The 18,827-nt window shown below is 48.4% G+C and carries 19 protein-coding genes; 8 read left to right on the top strand and 11 right to left on the bottom strand.

Translation table 11 applies throughout. The annotated features are described in order from the left end of the window. Nucleotides 1–56: 56 nt before the first annotated feature. The 4 genes from U2F10_RS29195 to pgl all read right to left on the bottom strand — a co-directional run bounded on the left by U2F10_RS29195 (nt 57) and on the right by pgl (nt 3,048). Nucleotides 57–758, bottom strand: a complete 702-nt coding sequence (locus U2F10_RS29195) for a lecithin retinol acyltransferase family protein (RefSeq protein WP_163664695.1) — start codon at nt 756–758, stop codon at nt 57–59. 47 nt (nt 759–805) lie between these two features. Further along, a complete protein-coding gene (locus U2F10_RS29190) occupies nt 806–1,264 on the bottom strand; it encodes an FHA domain-containing protein (RefSeq protein WP_163664693.1) in 459 nt (152 codons plus the stop codon). Between the two features lie 83 nt (nt 1,265–1,347). After that, a complete protein-coding gene (locus U2F10_RS29185; protein ID WP_163664691.1) occupies nt 1,348–2,103 on the bottom strand; it encodes a double zinc ribbon and FHA domain-containing protein in 756 nt (251 codons plus the stop codon). 183 nt (nt 2,104–2,286) lie between these two features. Further along, a complete protein-coding gene (pgl, locus tag U2F10_RS29180) occupies nt 2,287–3,048 on the bottom strand; it encodes a 6-phosphogluconolactonase (protein WP_250564948.1) in 762 nt (253 codons plus the stop codon). A gap of 218 nt (nt 3,049–3,266) precedes the next feature. On the opposite strand from pgl, the gene U2F10_RS29175 reads away from it, so the two are divergent. The 4 genes from U2F10_RS29175 (at nt 3,267) to U2F10_RS29160 (ending at nt 7,859) form a co-directional block, all read left to right on the top strand. Next, entirely contained in the window at nt 3,267–4,001 is a 735-nt protein-coding gene (locus tag U2F10_RS29175) for a glycosyltransferase (RefSeq protein WP_163664689.1), read from the top strand. A gap of 14 nt (nt 4,002–4,015) precedes the next feature. Next, on the top strand, nt 4,016–4,885 hold the full coding sequence (gene recO, locus U2F10_RS29170; protein WP_163664687.1) for a DNA repair protein RecO: 870 nt from the start codon (nt 4,016–4,018) through the stop codon (nt 4,883–4,885). Further along, complete coding sequence (locus tag U2F10_RS29165; protein ID WP_499868757.1) at nt 4,875–6,371, top strand: MFS transporter; 1,497 nt, start codon at nt 4,875–4,877, stop codon at nt 6,369–6,371. Before recO ends, U2F10_RS29165 begins: the two co-directional genes overlap by 11 nt. Before the next feature lie 327 nt (nt 6,372–6,698). Beyond that, nucleotides 6,699–7,859: a glycosyltransferase family 4 protein gene (locus tag U2F10_RS29160; protein ID WP_163664685.1), complete on the top strand. Its 1,161-nt coding sequence runs from the start codon at nt 6,699–6,701 to the stop codon at nt 7,857–7,859. Between the two features lie 68 nt (nt 7,860–7,927). Here the strand turns inward: U2F10_RS29160 and U2F10_RS29155 are convergent, their stop codons facing one another. The 7 genes from U2F10_RS29155 to U2F10_RS29125 all read right to left on the bottom strand — a co-directional run bounded on the left by U2F10_RS29155 (nt 7,928) and on the right by U2F10_RS29125 (nt 13,556). Then, nucleotides 7,928–8,524 carry a TIGR04282 family arsenosugar biosynthesis glycosyltransferase gene (locus U2F10_RS29155; protein WP_250564947.1) on the bottom strand — a complete coding sequence of 199 codons (597 nt, stop codon included), beginning with the start codon at nt 8,522–8,524 and terminating at the stop codon, nt 7,928–7,930. Between the two features lie 154 nt (nt 8,525–8,678). After that, nucleotides 8,679–9,524, bottom strand: coding sequence for a DUF547 domain-containing protein (locus tag U2F10_RS29150; protein ID WP_163664681.1), 846 nt, complete (start codon nt 9,522–9,524; stop codon nt 8,679–8,681). Between the two features lie 78 nt (nt 9,525–9,602). Further along, on the bottom strand, nt 9,603–11,648 hold the full coding sequence (locus tag U2F10_RS29145; protein WP_499874045.1) for a glycosyltransferase family 2 protein: 2,046 nt from the start codon (nt 11,646–11,648) through the stop codon (nt 9,603–9,605). A gap of 285 nt (nt 11,649–11,933) precedes the next feature. After that, nucleotides 11,934–12,236 carry a DUF2973 domain-containing protein gene (locus U2F10_RS29140; RefSeq protein ID WP_163697679.1) on the bottom strand — a complete coding sequence of 101 codons (303 nt, stop codon included), beginning with the start codon at nt 12,234–12,236 and terminating at the stop codon, nt 11,934–11,936. Nucleotides 12,237–12,253: 17 nt separating this feature from the next. Further along, entirely contained in the window at nt 12,254–12,601 is a 348-nt protein-coding gene (locus U2F10_RS29135) for a DUF2605 domain-containing protein (RefSeq protein WP_163664675.1), read from the bottom strand. 196 nt (nt 12,602–12,797) lie between these two features. Next, entirely contained in the window at nt 12,798–13,067 is a 270-nt protein-coding gene (locus tag U2F10_RS29130; protein WP_006518167.1) for a TIGR02450 family Trp-rich protein, read from the bottom strand. 60 nt (nt 13,068–13,127) lie between these two features. After that, nucleotides 13,128–13,556: a hypothetical protein gene (locus U2F10_RS29125; protein ID WP_163697681.1), complete on the bottom strand. Its 429-nt coding sequence runs from the start codon at nt 13,554–13,556 to the stop codon at nt 13,128–13,130. Nucleotides 13,557–13,689: 133 nt separating this feature from the next. Here U2F10_RS29125 and U2F10_RS29120 point away from each other — a divergent pair, with 133 nt between their 5' ends. The 4 genes from U2F10_RS29120 (at nt 13,690) to U2F10_RS29105 (ending at nt 18,258) form a co-directional block, all read left to right on the top strand. Further along, nucleotides 13,690–14,790 carry an ABC transporter ATP-binding protein gene (locus tag U2F10_RS29120; protein WP_499874043.1) on the top strand — a complete coding sequence of 367 codons (1,101 nt, stop codon included), beginning with the start codon at nt 13,690–13,692 and terminating at the stop codon, nt 14,788–14,790. Between the two features lies 1 nt (nt 14,791). After that, complete coding sequence (locus U2F10_RS29115) at nt 14,792–15,592, top strand: ABC transporter permease (RefSeq protein ID WP_036021651.1); 801 nt, start codon at nt 14,792–14,794, stop codon at nt 15,590–15,592. A gap of 140 nt (nt 15,593–15,732) precedes the next feature. Continuing rightward, nucleotides 15,733–17,604 (top strand): GldG family protein, encoded by a 1,872-nt coding sequence (locus U2F10_RS29110; RefSeq protein ID WP_499874042.1) that lies wholly within the window; start codon nt 15,733–15,735, stop codon nt 17,602–17,604. A gap of 12 nt (nt 17,605–17,616) precedes the next feature. Next, nucleotides 17,617–18,258, top strand: a complete 642-nt coding sequence (locus U2F10_RS29105) for a DUF4340 domain-containing protein (RefSeq protein WP_499874040.1) — start codon at nt 17,617–17,619, stop codon at nt 18,256–18,258. The last annotated feature ends 569 nt before the right edge of the window (nt 18,259–18,827 follow it).

The raw sequence follows: 18,827 nt of genomic DNA, 5'->3' as shown, positions 1-18,827 counted from the left end.
AGACCAGCCTCTAACCACGGTCTCTACTTGTATCTTAGTATTTCTACAGAAAACAGTTAGTACGGGGACGTAGCTTCCTCACTTAGGCGTTCTAGCGCCAGCATTTGGTCAGTTTGAATGGAAATTTGCAAATCAGAAAGAGATTGTAGCTGTTCTTGAATGGATTCAGCTTTTTTCTGGGCATCACGGCGTTTATAGAGGGCTGCGCGCGCTAGATCTTCACGCCCTCTGCCCAGGGCTGCCTCAGCCACTCGTTTCCACTGAGCGCTATCGGCTTGGGCTTGTTCGTAGTCGGGAAGGAGAGTATGAGTTGCGATCGCAATATTCCCCAAGGCCTTTTCAAACAAATCTAAAATCGCCTGCGGGCTTTCTTGCTGAGCGGCTTGTCGAGTTAGCCCACTGGGTACCTTCAGCTGATCCAATCGCAGACCAAATTCATTGAGCTGAGGGCTCACATTGTCGCCATGTTTACACCAATTGGCAAAATGCTCACAGTTATTAAAAAACAGATTGTAACGCTGCTCTCCAAGACGACTTTCAGCGCGACTAATCACCACATCTGGAATAAATGATACGGGCGGGTTGAGCGTAAACACCGGGTTACCCCGAGTAAACGCATCAATACTGGTACGTGTGACGGTCGCCGTACCCACCTTGCGATAGTGAATAATGGTTCCATCACCACAATGAATACCGTGATGCTGGTAAGGAATGCCCATCACATCCCGCATCACATAGACCTGATCACCTCTTTCCATAGGCACGTTAGTTAAGAAAGACCGTCATTATCTACAGAATTTGAAGTTCAAGTTTTACCACCGGACGGCGATGTCCTATCACGAATGTCAGTTTTGACAACATCCAGATCAGTCCTCACAGGTTGATCCGATGCACCTTGACCAAATTGGTGATGTTTGCGGCGAGCCAATAACTCCTTAATAGAAGCAACCGAAGATTTTTCAGGCTGATCAATAGTGATTTGTAGATTGGGCCCAGATCGTGCCAACCTGACCACTAGACCATTTTCTGCCGTTACATTTTGAATGCGCTTGCCATCCAGATAGGTTCCATTAGTACCTATGCTCTGGATTGCCCAACCAGCAACCCCTCTATGTATCTCTAGATGATGTCGAGACACAACAGCACTGTAAAGAACAACATCATTATCAGTAGAACGGCCAATGCGAATGACGTCTTGCTCCTCAAAGGACCAGTTCTGTATGGGGGTTTTATTGAGCGGGTGAAGTAACGATAAGGTAATCACGTTAATACATCGAAGGGCAATGTAACACAAATGACAGGGCAAAAGCAGCAACTAAACTAGGAACTCGATACCTTTGCTAATTCTCATGCGAGTTGAAAAATAAAGCTCACCTTATCACCTTTTCCAAGGGCAATGCGATCGCCAGGGCGCAAACGATGACGATTGCCTACAGCAAGCGGTAGATTATTAATGTACGTACCATTGGAACTGCCAACATCCTCAATATAGTAGACATCGCCCTCAATACGGATATTGGCATGAACACGAGACACAATTTCCGATTCTGGAAAACCCGATACATCTAAATCTGGTGGGATGCGATCGTTGGGTTTACCCATGTGAATCAGATCTAAACCGAGCGGCAGCTCCAAAATCGTATCGGTTTGAATATGTAGCAACCTGGCAGTCTGGATCTGGATCTGTGTTTGGGGAGTTGTCACACTCGCCATTGGCTGTGTAGTTGGCGGTTCGCTAACAATGTCAACAGCTGTTGGAATAGTTTCTGGAACTGGATCCGCAGGCAGCGGCGGTGGTGGAGCCACAGATAAGGGATCTGGTGGTACCAGGGGATCAGGCTCAATCAAATCTGACGATGACCCAACCGGTAAGGGAGTCGGTGGGTCATCTGTGGAAACCGGTTCAGCCGGTGCTGAAGGCTCCGCCACTGGCACAGCCTGATTAGCTAGGCTATGACCGCATTGACCGCAAAAACTCGCATCTGCCTGAACCGTTGCTCCACAATTTGAGCATGTGAGCAATTCTGGGAGTGGCGTGTAACATGCTTCACACTGAGAAGCTCCTTCTGGGTTTTGGTAGTTACAATTTGGGCAAATAATCATAGCGGTCTGGTTTGCGCTCTAGCCATGTATAAACTACACGGTTTCGACGATTTTCTGATGATGCTTTGGTAGAAATATAGGCAATCTTTGCCTTTGCTCCGTATTCTTAGTTTAGATAAGCTTTCAGGAGACAGAGGGGCATTCCCCCTGGAGGTAATACACATCCAGGGCAGGACCAGCAGTTTAATGCAATGTGCGCTCTATCGATGCAGGTAATCCTGCGCTCGCATCTTGATCCAATAGCCATCTCAGCTCACCCGTTGGCGAAACCAACCGAGCAGGATAGGTAGCGCTATCGGCAGTGGGCGCAAACACCTGAGATAAGGCTGTTTGCTTGTTAGCACCAGCCACTAAAAACATCACATGGCGAGCCTGATTAATCACGGGCGCAGTCAATGTAATTCTGGGTTGATCGGCTTTTTGGCCCACGGTTACCCAGCGTTCAGTTTCATTCAAAGCCTCTGTATGAGGAAACAGCGAGGCTGTGTGACCATCGTCGCCCATGCCCAATAAGATGATGTCAAAGGCGGGAATTTCAGTAGTATCAAAACTTGTCGCTAACGCCTGCTGGTATTGGTCGGCACTACTGTTAGGGGAATCCGTCTCTGTCGGCACTGTAAAAATATTCTCAGCAGGAATCGCCACGTGGTTCAGCCAAGCTTCGTAGGTCATCTTGGCATTGCTATCGGCATGGGTGGCTGGCACATAACGCTCATCCCCCCAGTAAATATAGAGCTGTTCCCAGGGCAAATCGGTTTGGGCCAGGGCCTGGTACAAGGGCTTGGGTGTACTGCCCCCTGACAGAGCAATTGAGCAGCGGCCACGGGTTGCGATCGCATCACGAATCAGCTCTATCACCTGGTCAGTCGCTGCCGCCACAAGCGCAGCCTTATCAACGTATACATGAACCTGAGGCATGGCCAAAGAGGATGGAGCGACAGTCATAGGTCGTCAGAATTAAAACTCATTTCCCTGAACGCTAACTCAGCTTATGGGGAGTCTTCGCTACTCTTAATAGACTTTGTATTATTCTGAGCAGTCGTACCACTAACCAAGATGTGCCCCTAAGAGTGACAACGCCCAACTTGGACTTGAGTAAGTCTAATACATCGCTCACTGAGGTCCTACCATCAGAGTTAACCATGCCGGGAGAGCCATAGGTAGTGAGTTTAATTTCTGTTGTTTTGCCTTGCCTCAATGAAATCAGACATGGCTATTTGCCACGCATTCTGGATAACCTCGCTCAGCAATCTGGGGAGAAGCAGCTAATCATCGTCATGAGCCCGAGCATAGACGGCACCTATGACGTGATTACCCAACATCCAGCAGCAGATCAATTTAAGCTGATTGATTCTGACGCCACCAATCGTGCCCAGCGGCTGACCGTTGGGATTGAAGCCAGCCAGGGAGACATTGTCCTGCTGCATCATCCGGCCACGTTGCTCCCACCCGATGCCCTCTCTCAAGTCAGAGGGCTCATGGCAAACACCATGCTCACCTGGGGAGGGTTCCGCCACAGCTTTGACTTCGACCATTGGCTGCTGCGGTTTACCTCCTGGTACTCGACGACCCAACGGCCACGCTTTAGCCGGATTCTCTATCTAGATCACTGCATCTTTGCCCGAAGAGAGGCCCTTATGGCCATTGGCGGTGTGCCTGACATGGACATTTTTGAAGATACCGCCCTCAGCCATGCCCTGGGTAAGTTTGGTCCACCTTGTATCGCTCCAGGCACCATCGTTACCTCGGCCCGCCGGTTTAGAGAACGAGGAATCTATAAGCATGCTGCCTTAAATCAGCTTCTAAAGCTGATGTATCACGCCAAGCTAGATCCTAAAAAAATGAACTGGCTATACGAAGGGAACAGCCAAATTAACGTAAACTACGACGAAAAGTAAGTCGTGAGTGCTTAATGTCCCGCACCTATAAAGCCACTGGTATCAACCTTAAAGCTGCTCCGATGGGTGAGACCGATCGGTTGATCACTATTTTGACTAAAGAACATGGGCTGCTGCGTGCGATCGCACCTGGAGCCCGCAAGCATAAGTCTCGTCTAGGAGGTCGCAGTGGTCTTTTTGTGGTGAATGAGCTGATGTTGTCCAAAGGGAAATCTCTGGACAAAATGATTCAAGCTCAAACTCAGCAGTCATTTCCAGGGTTAAGTCAAGATCTGGTACGGCTAACAGCGGGACAGTATCTTGCAGAATTGGTGCTATGTGAAGCCAGCGAACAACCTCAAGCAGAGCTGTTTGCGCTACTGGTTGCCCATTTAGAACGGTTAGAGACTGCTCCATCAGGGGCTGTGCTGGCTTGTTTGGCCCACGGGACCTTTCACATTTTGGCCCTTGCCGGAATCGCCCCAGAATTACGTCACTGCTGCCTGAGTCGCACCCCCATCAAGCCCCAGCTGGGGAGCCAATGGCAGGTGGGGTTTAGCATTTCTGCAGGTGGGGTGATCACCCTAGAGCAACTAGAGCGACTAGAAAATAATGCTGGACCCATGGATTATGAAGCTGGGCGTCGCAAACGTATCTATGGTTCATTAACAACGACCATTGGAGCCCCAGAATTAGCACTTTTGCAACAATTAGGGCAAGCAGAACTTGTGTTCACCCAGGATAGTTCTTTACCATCTATAGAAGGAGTTGGTACAGCCCCCCATAGTTTGTGGCGTCGTGTTGAACGTCTGCTGAGAAACTATGCTCAGTTTCATTTTGATCGCCCCATTCGATCGGCTGCACTACTCGATAGCTGCTTTGCTTCACCTGTTTATGCTTCGTGAGTCAGACCCAAGTGCATCTAAGATTTCTGACGGTTCTGGCTACCAGCCAGGCCTGGATGAGGCTGGGTTGACCGAGAGATCACCGGCTTCAGAGCATGGGCATCCAGACACTCTAACGGCAGACAATCGATTACCAGCTGTATCAGCAGCAGTGGACAAAGATACTTCAAACACTGGTGCTACTGGACCACAAACTGGCTTTTGGCCAGTGCTACAGAACCGTAATTTTCTCACGCTTTGGGGTGGTCAAGTTTTTTCGCAACTGGCCGATAAGGTGTACCTGGTTCTAATGATTGCCATCATTGCCAGTCAGTATGAAGTACCGGGTCAAACCATCAGTGGTTGGGTATCGGCTGTGATGATCGCATTTACGATTCCAGCGGTCCTATTTGGCTCATTGGCCGGGGTCTATGTAGATCGCTGGCTGAAGCGGCCAGTCTTAGTGCTGACTAATTTGCTGCGAGGAACCTTAGTCATTTTGTTGCCCTTAGGACTATGGCTAAGCCATGACTGGGGCACGATAGCAGGTATCCCCGTAAGCTTTTGCCTGCTGTTAGTGGTCACCTTTTTGGTGTCGACGCTCACCCAGTTTTTTGCCCCAGCAGAACAGTCTGCCATTCCGCTAATTGTGGACGAGCGCCATCTGCTATCGGCAAATTCCCTCTATACCACCACCATGATGGCATCGGTGATTATTGGATTTGCGGTGGGGGAGCCGCTGCTTGCGATCGCAGATAAACTCCTTGCCTCTTTTGATGGCAACAGCGGCATTGGCAAAGACATCTTAGTCGGGCTGAGCTACTGCCTGGCTGGCGTCATCCTGATGCTGATGCGTACCGGCGAATCTTCCGAGAATCTCACCAAAGACAGCCATGTCCTGACCGATATCAAAGAGGGTTTGCGCTACATCAAACAGCGCCCTCCCATTCGTAACGCCATTATTCAGCTGGTGCTACTATTCTCTGTATTTGCAGCACTGGCAGTGCTAGCGGTGCGTCTAGCTGAAGTTATCCCTGCGCTCAAATCGTCCCAATTTGGCGTGTTACTAGCCTCAGGCGGCGTCGGTATGGGCATAGGCGCAGCCCTGATTGGTCACGCGGGTCATCGCTTTGCGCGACGTCAGCTGAGTCTGGTGGGTCTATTGGGCATGGGAGCTGCCCTAGGGGGTCTTTCGATGACAATTCATAGCCTGTGGGGTAGCCTAGCGCTGATCGCCATACTGGGCATTTTTGCAGCCACGGTTGGTATCCCCATGCAAACCACAGTGCAAGAGCAAACCCCTGAGGATATGCGCGGCAAAGTCTTTGGACTACAAAACAACCTTGTCAACATTGCCCTGAGCTTACCCTTAGCCTTAGCAGGCGTCGCAGAAGCGTTTCTAGGGTTGCGTTTAGTACTGTTGAGTCTCGCAGCCATCGTCATTCTAGGCGGTATCTTCACCCAAACTGTTTTCACTGTCCCAGCAGAAACCTCCTCCCCACCCTAGAACCAGGACAAAACTAGAGTCCTCAAGCTCCGAGCAGGGCTATCAGCATGGTTAACTACTCCCCATCGTCCCTTCTCCAATCCCCATCGATTCCCAAATTCCAATCTCTCTGAGCAGTCATTACCAAGGAAATCCTAAAATCCTGATAAAGTCATATAAAGCATTCGTACGGTTGCTTAAGCAGCATTAAGTTACGTTACTTAAACAGTTGCTTGAGTAAACAAGGGTTCCTAGGGGCGTCTTGCCAAGCGGTTGAATTCGCAAAGCCGTTCATGTCTGCTTTTGAAAACGCCCTTTTATAAATGTCTGATTTATAGACCCGTTTAGATGCACATTGCATGGATTGGTAAAAAGTCTCCATTTTGTGGAAATGTCACCTATGGTCGAGAGATTACAAATGCTCTACTAGATCGTGGTTATCGAGTGACATTTCTCCACTTTGCTACCGATGCAGAGTCAGAAGGTGAGCACGTTGGCTATGAAGAGGTTTCATTACCCTTTATTTTCAAATCGCAGATCCTCATTATTCCCAGCTTTCGTTCAGCACGCAGGCTGGCTGAGGTACTGGCAGAACTCAAGCCAGATCTAGTGCATGCATCGTTATCTCTATCACCTTTGGATTTTAAGCTACCGGAAATTTGCCACGAGCAGGGAATTCCGCTGGTAGCTACATTCCATCCTGCCTTTGATCGCAAACGCCGCAACCTGACGTCAGGAACTCAGCATTTTACCTATCAGCTGTATGCTCCTCGGCTGGCCAACTATGACCAGGTGATCGTTTTTTCTCGCATGCAGCAAGAACTCTTAGTCAAACTTGGAGTACCTGCAGAACGGGTAGCCGTTATTCCAAACGGTGTGGATATCTATCGGTATGCTCCTGGCCATTCCCGCATCAAACAAGAATTTAGGGCGGACCAAATCTATGTTTATCAGGGCCGACTGGCTATTGAGAAAAATGTAGAGTCGCTGCTCAAGGGTTGGAAACTGGCCAACATGAGAGGCAAGAACAAACTTATCATTGTCGGCAGTGGTCCCCTAGAAATGGCCTTAAAGACGGCTTACGGAGCCGATACTTCAGTCATTTGGCTAGGTTTCGTTGCCGATGAGAATCGCCGCATCGAAATTTTGCAAGGTGCGGATGCATTTATTTTGCCGTCCTTAATTGAAGGGCTATCGTTATCGTTATTGGAGGCGATGGCCTGTGGTGCAGCCTGCATTGCTACTGATGCGGGGGCCGATGGCGAAGTGCTCGAAAACGGAGCAGGTATTGTGATTGATACTCAACGTGTAGCACAGCAGTTACAAACTATTTTGCCCTTACTGCGAAATCATCCTGAAATGCTTTCAATTTTGAGCAGCAAGGCTCGTCAGCGTGTTTTGGATCGCTATACCCTCAGCCAAAATATCACCCAGCTAGAAAATCTTTACGCTCGTATGGTGCCGAGCAAGGCCCGATATTACATCCCTAAACAGGTCAGCCGCATCTAATGAAATATCCATCGTAGGGACGTTCCAGGGAACGCCCCTACGAGGATTACCCTCCAATGGCACAACCCTTAAATATAAATGGGAATTTGATTGAGCAATTCCAAGTCTTCTGGGCGATCCACATCCCGCAGCTGCTCCAGGGTAACAACGGATAGGTTTAGATGATTTGCGATCGCAATCGTCCGCTCAAAGACCTCACCAGTGCCCCATGGAATATTCTCAAATAGTTGGAACTGGGGTCGATTTAACCCAATCAAGTAGTACCCCCCATCCGCCGCTGGCCCTAACACCACATCATGGGTTTTGAGCTGTTTAAACGCCTGCTCAAAATGGCGGGTACTCAGCTGAGGGCAGTCAGCCCCAATCGCAACCACAGCATCCCTGCCTGACCGAAAATTCTCTACAAATGCCTGGTGCAAGCGACTGCCTAAACCACCAGAAAACTGCGGCAGATAGGTAAACTGCCGCCCTAACCAGGCTTGCATCTGCGACAAACTACCGCCAGAAAAATGGATTTGCCGATCAATATCTGGACGCAGAGCAGCCATTTCATTGGCCATGGATGCCGTCATCCATCGCTGGAGTTCAGCCGCCTGCGCCGCACCTAAATAGGGAATCAGCCGGGTTTTAGTATTGCCAGCTTCGGGGTACCGTGTGAACAACATCAGACAAGCACTCGTATGCACGATGTCACCCCTCATTGTTTTGATGTTTGTTTAATGCCGTTGCTGATCTGCCATGGGCATCGATCAATAGCAGGCAGAATCTACCCAAACGCTACAGATAAAATCACATTGAGGATCAGCAACACCTGCTTTACTATGGCTGGTTGTTGAGAGTCCAATCGTAGTCGAAATAACTAACCTGATAATCACCAGCTTCCAAATAAGCCCGATCCTCATCACTAACGTACTGGCTAATAAAGTTCAGAACAGCTCGCTCTTCTTTGCTGCCGGTAAAGCCACTGTCTACACCATAGCTAGGGATCCAATCGCCGCCAAACCAACTGAAAATTTTAGACACCTTGACTTCGCCAGCTGCTTTATCGATTTTGAGGCCGTCAGGTCTTGCTAGCCATTGCTCTACTTGTTCATCCAGCTGAGCGTCAAGGTTTTCGCCGGTAAAGGCTTCGTTACGCAACGGGGGGCAGCTAATGGCAGCACAGACAATGGCCGCATGGAGTCGAGGTTCATCAAAGTCAACCCTCAGAACATCATGCTCAATGTTGTTTAACGTCTTTTCTTTTTCATTAATCGGATGCTTACGCAGACGCCACACCCCTGTAATATCTTTAATACTAGGCTTTAGAGGAGTTTGGTCAACAATCGATTTTAGTGTTAGAGAGTTATAAGCATTTATCCAAAAAGCAATTTGTTCTTCCTCACTCCAGCTGCTCAAAGTGGCATCATCCACAGTGGCTAAACCATTGTTGAATGTATCCAACGCCTGTCGAGATTGTTGCAAATCAGCATAGTTGACCCAGCCAGAGTCGTCCACATAGGTACTCAGTACATCATCGTAAAGGGTGTAATCGACCCCCTGGGCAGACGCAATTTCTACCTGGGCTGAAGATGGGTCAGCGGTTGTAGTCACAGCACTCGTGGAGCAACCAACTAAACCAATGGAGCAAGTCAGAAAAAGGGCGGATAAATACTTACGTTTCATAACTATTCTTGAATGAGGAGTCAGCGAGCAGTCACTTGCAATCTCTCATTGCCAACTGAACAAATCCTGAGAAGTGCATTAAGTTCTGTTCAATTTTGGTGTCAGCGCCAGTTGCGGCCACGTTACCTTAGCACTACTCCAGGCAACTCCTAGAACAAACGGCCACCACAATATATGACGCTGAGCTTCTGGCAAAATCCAGCTATGGTCTCCTGCAGCTGACATATATAGCAAGGTGAAATACACGTAGGCAGAAAGACTGATGAGCCGAATGCCCAGGTTGCGACTCAATACCAAAAAGGGCATCAGCCAGCTGAGATACCAGAAATGTACGATGGGCGAAATCACCATCAGGCCAATCAGGTACCACTCTGTAAACTTGTGAAATGTGGTCGCTCTCAGCAGCAGCCACACGATCACTAAGGCCAATGGAAAAGCATAGAGCCAGTTGGCCCAGCGCGAGGGTGCCCACAGTTGTTCCACAATGTAAGGAATAAGCTCTGCACAACGGCCCGTGACCACAAACGAAGAGCCGAATCTGACGAGGGGACAGGATGTGGGGCTACAGAAAGGAATAGCCGCCAGAATCACAGGCAGCAGGCCGGTAACACCACTTAGCAAGGCAATACCGATACGGCCTCGACGTAGAGCATGCCACACCAAAAAAGCCAGTACGGGCAGTGAAATCCACTTAACAGCAATGCTAATGCCCACAAATAAAGCACTGCCCAAATAGGTGAAGAGTGGCAGGGAACTGGATTTTTCAGGTTGATGGCTGGGGCGGTCAAACCACAGCCAGGCCATCACCAACGGCAGGACAAACCAACTGTCATAGTGCCCACCACCGGCAAAGCTATAGAGCACCAGTGGATTCCAGGCATAGAGCAGTGTGGCTCGATAACCAAACCGCCGACTCAGCAACCAACACACTGCCAGATCTGCTGCTGCAAACGCCGCTTTAAACAGCGGTACCGATAGCCAAATACTGGCCAGGGTGCGAAACCCAAACTGGGTTACCGGTGGATAAATAGCTGAGGCATAGGGGTGATTGATTTGGTCCCACCATTGCGTACGTAGATGCTCCAGCACATCAGCCGTCGGCGCAAAGTCATAGGGACTAAATCCTTGGAGCTGAACGTAGCCCTCCCACAGATAACGCCAGATATCATTACCGGGATACATAGCCAAGAGCAACAGCCGAGTAACAATGGCCACGCTCCAAAACCACACACCTGAAATACTACGCACCCCCCAGGCCAGAACAAAGCCTGCCGCCATAATGGCGCTACCAATCCAAAATTGGATCACCGAGGATGGCTCACTAAAGGCACCATGGGGCAATGTGTAAACGGTGCCAGCAACCAGCAACAGGGCACTCATCCACAGTAAACCAGGGGCATTAGCTTGGGCCGATTCTTGATCACTGCCTCGCCACAGATTCTGCCAATATAAACTCGCCAGCGTGGACAAAATAATGGTTCCGGCTTTGAAGCTACCGGACACAGTGCCTGAAATTTTGGACTGACCGCCCTGACGGGGCAGATAATTGACGGGTAGCTCACGGATACGTAGGTTACACTCTACTGCTCGGGCCTGCATCTCTACGGTCCAGCCAAAGTTGCGATCGCACATCCCAATCTGTTCTAGAGATGTCTTCCGCACCAATCGCAGCGGCCCCAAATCATGAAAACGATAGCCCCACCCCCAAGCAATGAGCGTACCGGATAACCCATTACCAAAGTTTTGTACTGGACTCAGTTGCTGACGCCCAGATTCCGTGCCCCGACGGTTCCCCAAAATCAGGTCATAGCTCTCTCGCTGAGCAAAGAACTCTGGCAGCTGGCTTACATCATCACTACCGTCAGCGTCACAAAACAAAATCCACTCGATACCTTCAGGGACTGACTGCAATCCTCGCCAGCAAGCTTGCCCATAACCTTTCAGGTGTTCCTGGACAACATCAGCCCCCGCCTGAGCAGCTACGTCCGCAGTGCCATCTTGACTACCATTATCCACCACACGAATGTGGGATAATCCTTGGTTACGCAAGGATTTAACTACATTGCCAATCGTGGTGGATTCATTCAGCGCTGGAATAATGACTAATGTATTCTCTAAATCCATAGGATGCCATGGGACAATATCAGCTCCAATTAAATAGGTTTTGGCTGAAATTCAGCTGAGCTAAGCCCAAGGAAATATTCAGATTTAAAGGTGAGGGGCACTCCCTTATAGGCTTTGCCCTTCTAATACCGGGTGCTATCAGTCAAGATTTCGCATCAGAAACATAAGAAATACCCCTGAAAGTAACCCTGTTAGAGATACAAAAAGAGCTTAGAGCACAGTAAAGTCATTTACAAACTTCGCCATGCTCTAACTCTTTAAGAATGTCCATTGCCCTAAAGGAAACTAATCGTCCTTTGTCTCATCCAAAGGATTGCCACCACCAGATGAATCGTAAATCGCATCTAGTTGCTCACGGGCATCTTTGATGGATATGGAGCGCATGACTAGCAGAGGCTCATCCAACACATTGCCATCGCTGTCCAACAGCTCAGGATGAGGCACGCGACGTTGACTGGACTTTGATTCAGCCGTATTACCACTCACCCGTCGGGTTTCGATACCCAAGCTAATGAGATTGCGGGCCAAGTTGACAATTGCCAATACGGCCAGGATAGTAAAAGCGAAGATATAGAGTAAATGCAGCATAGGGAAAAGCGATTGCGCTAATTATCCTCTTTAGGTTTGCTGGGGGCCGCTTGGGCTTGCTGCTGTCGAAAGCGGATACCCACATTCCAACATTCATGAACTAACTGATGCCAAGACATCACAACAGCCATATCTACACCTGCCTGGTTGCCTATAGCCTGAGATAGTGACTGGGATGCACTCACCAGTTGTTGAGCTCGACGCACCCGATTGAGTAAATCCTGTTGCCCATGCTCGCCTAGGAAATCGATAGTCTCAGATTCCAATAAATTAATGGAACGACTAAACCAATGCTGAAAATCATCCAACAGTGGCTGTAAAATCGCCTTCATTAATTCAGGTTCGGGAGCGTTGGAGCTGTACATCAATCGCACTTAAGCTAAATAATTCCAAAAGGCCCATGTAACTATTTCAAGAAACACAAACTGTTACTAGCTTAAACAGAACCTTTAATGAATGCCACTCAACATATGTCCAAACAAGCAATGGACAAATGCAATGCACCTTCTGTAAAGATTATTACTCAATTAATATACTAGCGTTCTTTCTCCAGAAGAATGGTTAAGATATGCCATCGATTTTGTTTTGCCCGCCAGTTATTTGATCCAGAGTTTGCCATCCTGAGCTCCACAGCTGTCGATTCTTGAGCACGTTGGCATTAATCCAAAATCGAACCGCTGGATCACAAGATGCCACTAGCTCTGCAAAAACGAGCTTGCCCTCATTTTTACGATTTGTGACTTGAAAATGCCGCCAACCCATGGTGCGCTGCTGGGCCGTCCATTTTGACCCAAGGAGATGGGGAAATTTTTGTTTCTTAGGTTTAGCCATCTTTAGATAATGAGCACAGGTTGAATGTAAAGGAGGAAAGAAACCCAATTACGCACAACTTTACAGCTTTTGCTTCAGGCCACGAATATGGACAGCTCGGCTAGTGATATAAGCTGTTTTGCCATCCAATCGGATATAGATTTTTCCCGATAGTAACCCCCGTATATTGTTACGGGCATACATTACAAGGTCAGTCGGCAAGCTATCGTCTTCCACACGACTGTAGCCCAGCTCAGTCAAAGGTTGTTCAATCTGATTAAGAAATACTTTATGTCCCTTAATTGACTGTTTGAGGGTGATGGAGCGATTAAAGTACAGTCCCAGTCCACCGCCCACCAGCCCCATAACTAAACCCAGCTGATTCGGTACAACACTCATTGGGCTGAGGTTAAGTACCAGACTAGCTAAGACAATCGTAATCAGGGTGGTGGTGCCAAAGTAATAGAGAAAAGTCAGAGAATTCTCAGGGCCTAGGTTATTACTGGTCATGGTGGACTGCTGCATTCTTTCCGTATAGGGTTGCACAATTTTGCAGCAACCGTTATGAAATTCAGTGGCAGAATGGTCAAGCGAGATCAATCGCCTTTGATTTGATATTCGGCTTAGTTCTATTGGGTGAACCATGATTGAGGTAGAGCAGCTTAGCAAAGCCTACGGCTCGACCATTGCGATTAGTGATGTGTCCTTCAAAGTAGAGCCTGGAGAAATCTTAGGTTTTTTAGGCCCTAATGGGGCCGGGAAAACCACAACCATGCGCATATTGGCAGGGTATTTACCAGCCACCAGTGGAACAGCCCGTATTGCTAACCACGAGGTGCACACTGATTCGATGGCGGTCAGGCAAAACATTGGCTATTTGCCTGAGACGCCACCGCTGTACCCAGATATGACCGTGGAGGCGTTTCTGTATTTTGTAGCTCGAATTAAAGGCGTGCCCCTTGAAGATCGGGACAAGCAGGTGACCTCGGCAATGGAGAGATGCAATCTCAGCGAGAAGAAGAAGGTCTTAATTCGCAAACTTTCCAAAGGGTTTCGTCAGCGGGTGGGCATTGCCCAAGCCATCGTCCACGATCCACCGGTCATTATTTTGGATGAGCCCACCGTAGGTCTCGATCCCAAACAGATTATTGATGTCCGCAATCTGATTAAAAGTCTGGCAGGACAACATACCATCATTCTTTCAACGCACATCTTGCCTGAGGTGAGTATGACGTGCGATCGCATCACCATTATCAACAAAGGCCGCATCGTTGCCACGGACACCCCAGACAATCTCACGGCCCGTCTGGCAGGTCAGCTAGGCTATGCCATTGAAGTGGCTGGTGACCCAGAGCAGGCTCAAGCCGTCCTGAACAAACTGCACCAGGTGGACTCTGTAAAATCGCTGTCGGATGAAGGCTTAGCGGACAACCACCATCGATTTCAGGTGATGGCAGCCACTGACCAAGATCCGGGCAGTGCGATCGCATGGGCTATCGTCAACGCCAACCTCGGTCTCTATGAACTATCCCGCAATCGCGTCAGCTTAGAAGACGTGTTTATCGGCTTAACAACTGAAGAAGCCACCGAAGCCGTTCCTGAATCCGCCCCAGCACCGCCTACAGATAATGCAGCCGATTCCAGCCCTGACGCGCCACCCCCCTCATCCCCAGAAAATAGAACTGACATGCCATCCCCAGATAGCCCAACAGATAGCCCATCGGACCCAGACAGCGATGAATAGCATTATTACCGTCATTAGCAATATCCTTGCCATCTACCGCCGAGAGCTACAAAGCTACTTTGCTTCACCGTTGGCCTACGGCGTCGCCACTATTTTTTGGTTACTGGCTGGTTTTTTATTAGTCATCCTGGTATTTGGCCCCCAGGGCGTTGTGGCCCAGGCAGCTTTTGCCGATCAGGCTGGACTACAGACCACACCTATCGATCTGCCCTATGAATTTATACAGCTTTATTTGGGACTTTTGGGCTCCCTAGCCCTGTTTATTCTGCCTGCCCTGTCCATGGGGTTATACACAGAAGAACGCAAACAAGGCACCCTGGAGCTCTTAGCCACTTCTCCCATTACCAACTGGGCCGTTGCCCTTGGCAAACTGCTAGGTGTGGTGACCTTCTTTTTCACCATGGTGTTACCGCTGCTCGTACTCGAAGCTTTAATCGTTGGAGCCTCCGATCCCCCCTTTGATATGCGATTGCTATTTTTGGGCCATGGCGGCCTCATTTTGCTGGCTGCGGGGGTGCTTTCTCTGGGAATGTTTATCTCCTCGCTGACTGAAAGCACGGTGCTCGCAGCAATTTTAACGTTTGCCTTGATATTAGTCTTATTTTTAATTGAAGGCGTTGCCAGTGGGATACCAGGTCCTTTAGGTGAGGCGATCAGTCATCTTTCCCTACTCACACACTACAACGACTTTATCCAAGGAGTTTTTGACATTAGCGGTCTCATACTCTTTCTCTCCTACAGTGTTTTAGGCTTGTTTTTAACCGCTCAATCCATTGAAGCATTTAGGTTTCAGAGAAACTAAAAAAGTTTTGAGGTTTAAGTGCTTGGTTTTGAATTTAGTTGCCATTGGCTCAGTTAAACCCTTTAAAAGGGCTGAAATTCAAACCTTAAAGTTCAAAACTCTTTACCTTCATTCTGTTTTTCTCCTTTTGCCCCTCCCTTATGAAAGCGCTATCTACCTCCCGTAAATATCTTCGCTGGCTGCTATGGCCCGGATTAGCCTCAACCACGGCAGGCCTGGTTGCCGGATTTATAGATACCTGGAGCATTCTGCCCATCGTTCTTCTGATTGTGGGTTTAGTGCTGACCCTGATCAGTTTGGTTTTGGGAGGTTTTGGCTACCGTAGCTTCTGGCAAAGTCGCTCTACCCAGGCTGGAACCAACGCATTGTTGGCCACAGTCTCAGTATTAGTAATCTTGGGCATTATTAACTTCTTAGCGGTGCAGTACGGGCCTCGCATTGACTTCACCGAAGGTGGGCTATTTACTCTCTCGCCGGAATCAACGGCAGTCGTAAAAAATCTAAACCAGCCCGTTAAGGTCGTGATTTTTGACGCGACGTTAAATCCTAACGATAAGCAGCTCTTAGACAGTTATCGCCAGTTTAATGATCAGCTCACCTACGAGCACATTAATCCAATCCAAGATCCGGCAACGGCTCGTGATTTTAATCTTAGTGGTGAAGGGCGGGAGGTCCACCTCGCCGTAGGCGATCAGAAAGTTTTTGTTCAACCCCTAGGAACACAAGGGTTAACAGAACAGGACTTGACCAATAAACTGGCCCAAATTAGTCGCGATCGCAATGCCATCGTGTACTTCCTTCAGGGTCATGAAGAATTTGTCATCGATGGCACAGCTACAGGCTATGCCCAGGCAGCCGCAGCCCTGGAGGCAGAAAATTTCACCGTTGAGACCCTGAACCTGGACCAAACAGCAACCGTACCTAGTGATGCAAATGCAGTCATCATTGCAGGCCCTCAGCAAGCCTTCTTTGAACCTGAGGTAGAAGCATTAGAAGCATATCTCAACTCAGGGGGGAGCATTCTACTCATGGTAGATCCCCAAACGGATCCAGAGCTAGACTCTCTATTAGAAGCTTGGGGGGTGTCCCTAGACGAACAGCTCATTGTCGACACCTCCAACACTGGACAAATTGTTGGGCTAGGCCCAGCAGCCCCATTGGTAACCAACTATGGTGCTCATCCCATTACCCAAGCCTTTAACAATGGCCGCTCATTTTACCCCCTAGCTCGGCCAGTTCTGATCGAACCAGTAGCAGGGGTAGAAGCTACTCCCCTACTCCTCAGCAATGCCCAAAGCTATGCTGAACCTCTGTCAGAAACAGGAGAACTTAATGTTGACACCCAGGAAGCACCCGAGGGACCATTTAATATCGGTGTCGTCTTAACCCGAGAAGCCGACAAATCTAGTAATACGGTTTCGGAAGGGGTTTCAGAAGAGGTGTCGGAAGAGGTATCAGAAGACATCTCAGAAGAAGATGCAGAGGAGATCTCCGAAGCGAGCAATGAAGAGATTCCAGAAGAAGACACCGAAGAAATCCCTACCAGTCAAATAGATGAGGAACAACAAGAGACCTCATCAGAACCGGAGGTAGAGCCAGCAGCAGATATAGAAGAGGCAGCGGCGGGAGAAGTCGACAATACACCAACAAAAGAAACACAAGAAACAGAAGAAGAAGATACATCTGAACAACAGCCTGAAGATGAGCCAGCAGACAGTAGCGAGCCCTCTGACGATGCAGAGCAAGAATCTCGCCTTGTTGTTATTGGTAATGCCACCTTCGCCACTGATGGCTTGTTTGACCAGCAACTAAACGGCGATGTCTTTCTCAACAGTGTCACCTGGCTGAGTGACTTAGATGATGCCATATTGTCAATTCGCCCAAAGGAAATCACCAACCGTCGCATCACAATGACGATATCTCGGCAAATCGTGGTTATTGTTTTAGCAATGCTGGTATTCCCCCTAGGTGGACTAGTTGGTGCAAGCATTGCTTGGTTCCGTCGTCGCTAAGGAGTTATTAAAATGAAGCTACAGCGTAGTACAGGAATATTAATAGGGGTTGCGATCTCACTTGTCGCCACCGTCACCATCCTTGAAATCCCCAAAGGGCCTCAAGCCAATAATGGTAATACCTTATACAGCTTCACTGAGACTGACGTCAGTGAATTCACCGTAGAACGAGACGACAACACGCTGTCCTTCATCAAGACTGATGATGCATGGCAAATGACTGCCCCTGAAAAAGCTTTAGCCGATCCATCATCAGTCGCTTTTTTACTCAATATCATTACGAGCGACACCATTAAAGAAACTATTTCCACCACTCCCGATCAGCTAGCCACCTACGGCTTAGATACACCTACGGCTAAAATTCAACTCATAGTTGATGAAGAAAGCTATACCTTAACCGTCGGCGATGAAGACTTTAGCAGTACGTCACTATATGTGATGACAGCCAATGACATCGCAGAATCAAATCCAGTTAACGTTCACCTCATTCCTAAAGGCTTAGAAAACGGTATCGAACGCCCAGTCAGCGACTGGCTTGCCAAAAATGATGATGCAGCCTCAGAGGCAACTACAGATGCTGAAACTACTGACGAGCCTGAAACATCAGATACATCCTCCACTACTGAGAACTCCGATGACGAGTCGGCACCGTAACTTTCAGTACCCCAGCTGTAAAAAATCAGCCTAGTGATAAATCACTTGAACTTTAAAAAAGCAGGAAAATCTAGTCAGGAACTATATCAGCATCTTTTGATTCATAACCTCTAGTCGGGTAGCATTGGTCTACATATACTTACGTATGTCTTAGACACGGGCTATTAGCGTACTGGGTCATCAGCCCAGAGTAACTTTGATCTCACCATCAAAATTGCAGTTTAATGTGGCAGTTTTTAAAACGTGTCAACTATCCACTGACATAGTTTAAGAATCGCCTAGCCTGACTTATATAGGGTGCTTACTAGTAGTGACTTCGCTTGTTGCAATTTGAGGAACATCACAATTTTCATACTCTAGATGCCAGTTAATTGTTGATTTCAGTCAGTTTACTGATTATTTAGCAAAAGTTCGTTAAACATTAGTGGAATGTTCTGATCTACAGCGTCCGACCGAGAAATACTGAGTCCTGGCTACGCTAATTTGCAGTGATCAAAATCGGTTTTGATACTGTGACCTGCTCCTAGGCTTTATCAGTTTTTTAGAAAATTGATGAGTGCCATGAAGTT

The sequence above is a fragment of the Leptothoe sp. EHU-05/26/07-4 genome, assembly GCF_043421015.1.
In the GTDB taxonomy this organism is placed as follows: domain Bacteria; phylum Cyanobacteriota; class Cyanobacteriia; order Phormidesmidales; family Phormidesmidaceae; genus Leptothoe; species Leptothoe turfae.
Note: the sequence above shows the minus strand (reverse complement) of the source record. Positions and strands in the feature narration are given on the sequence as shown.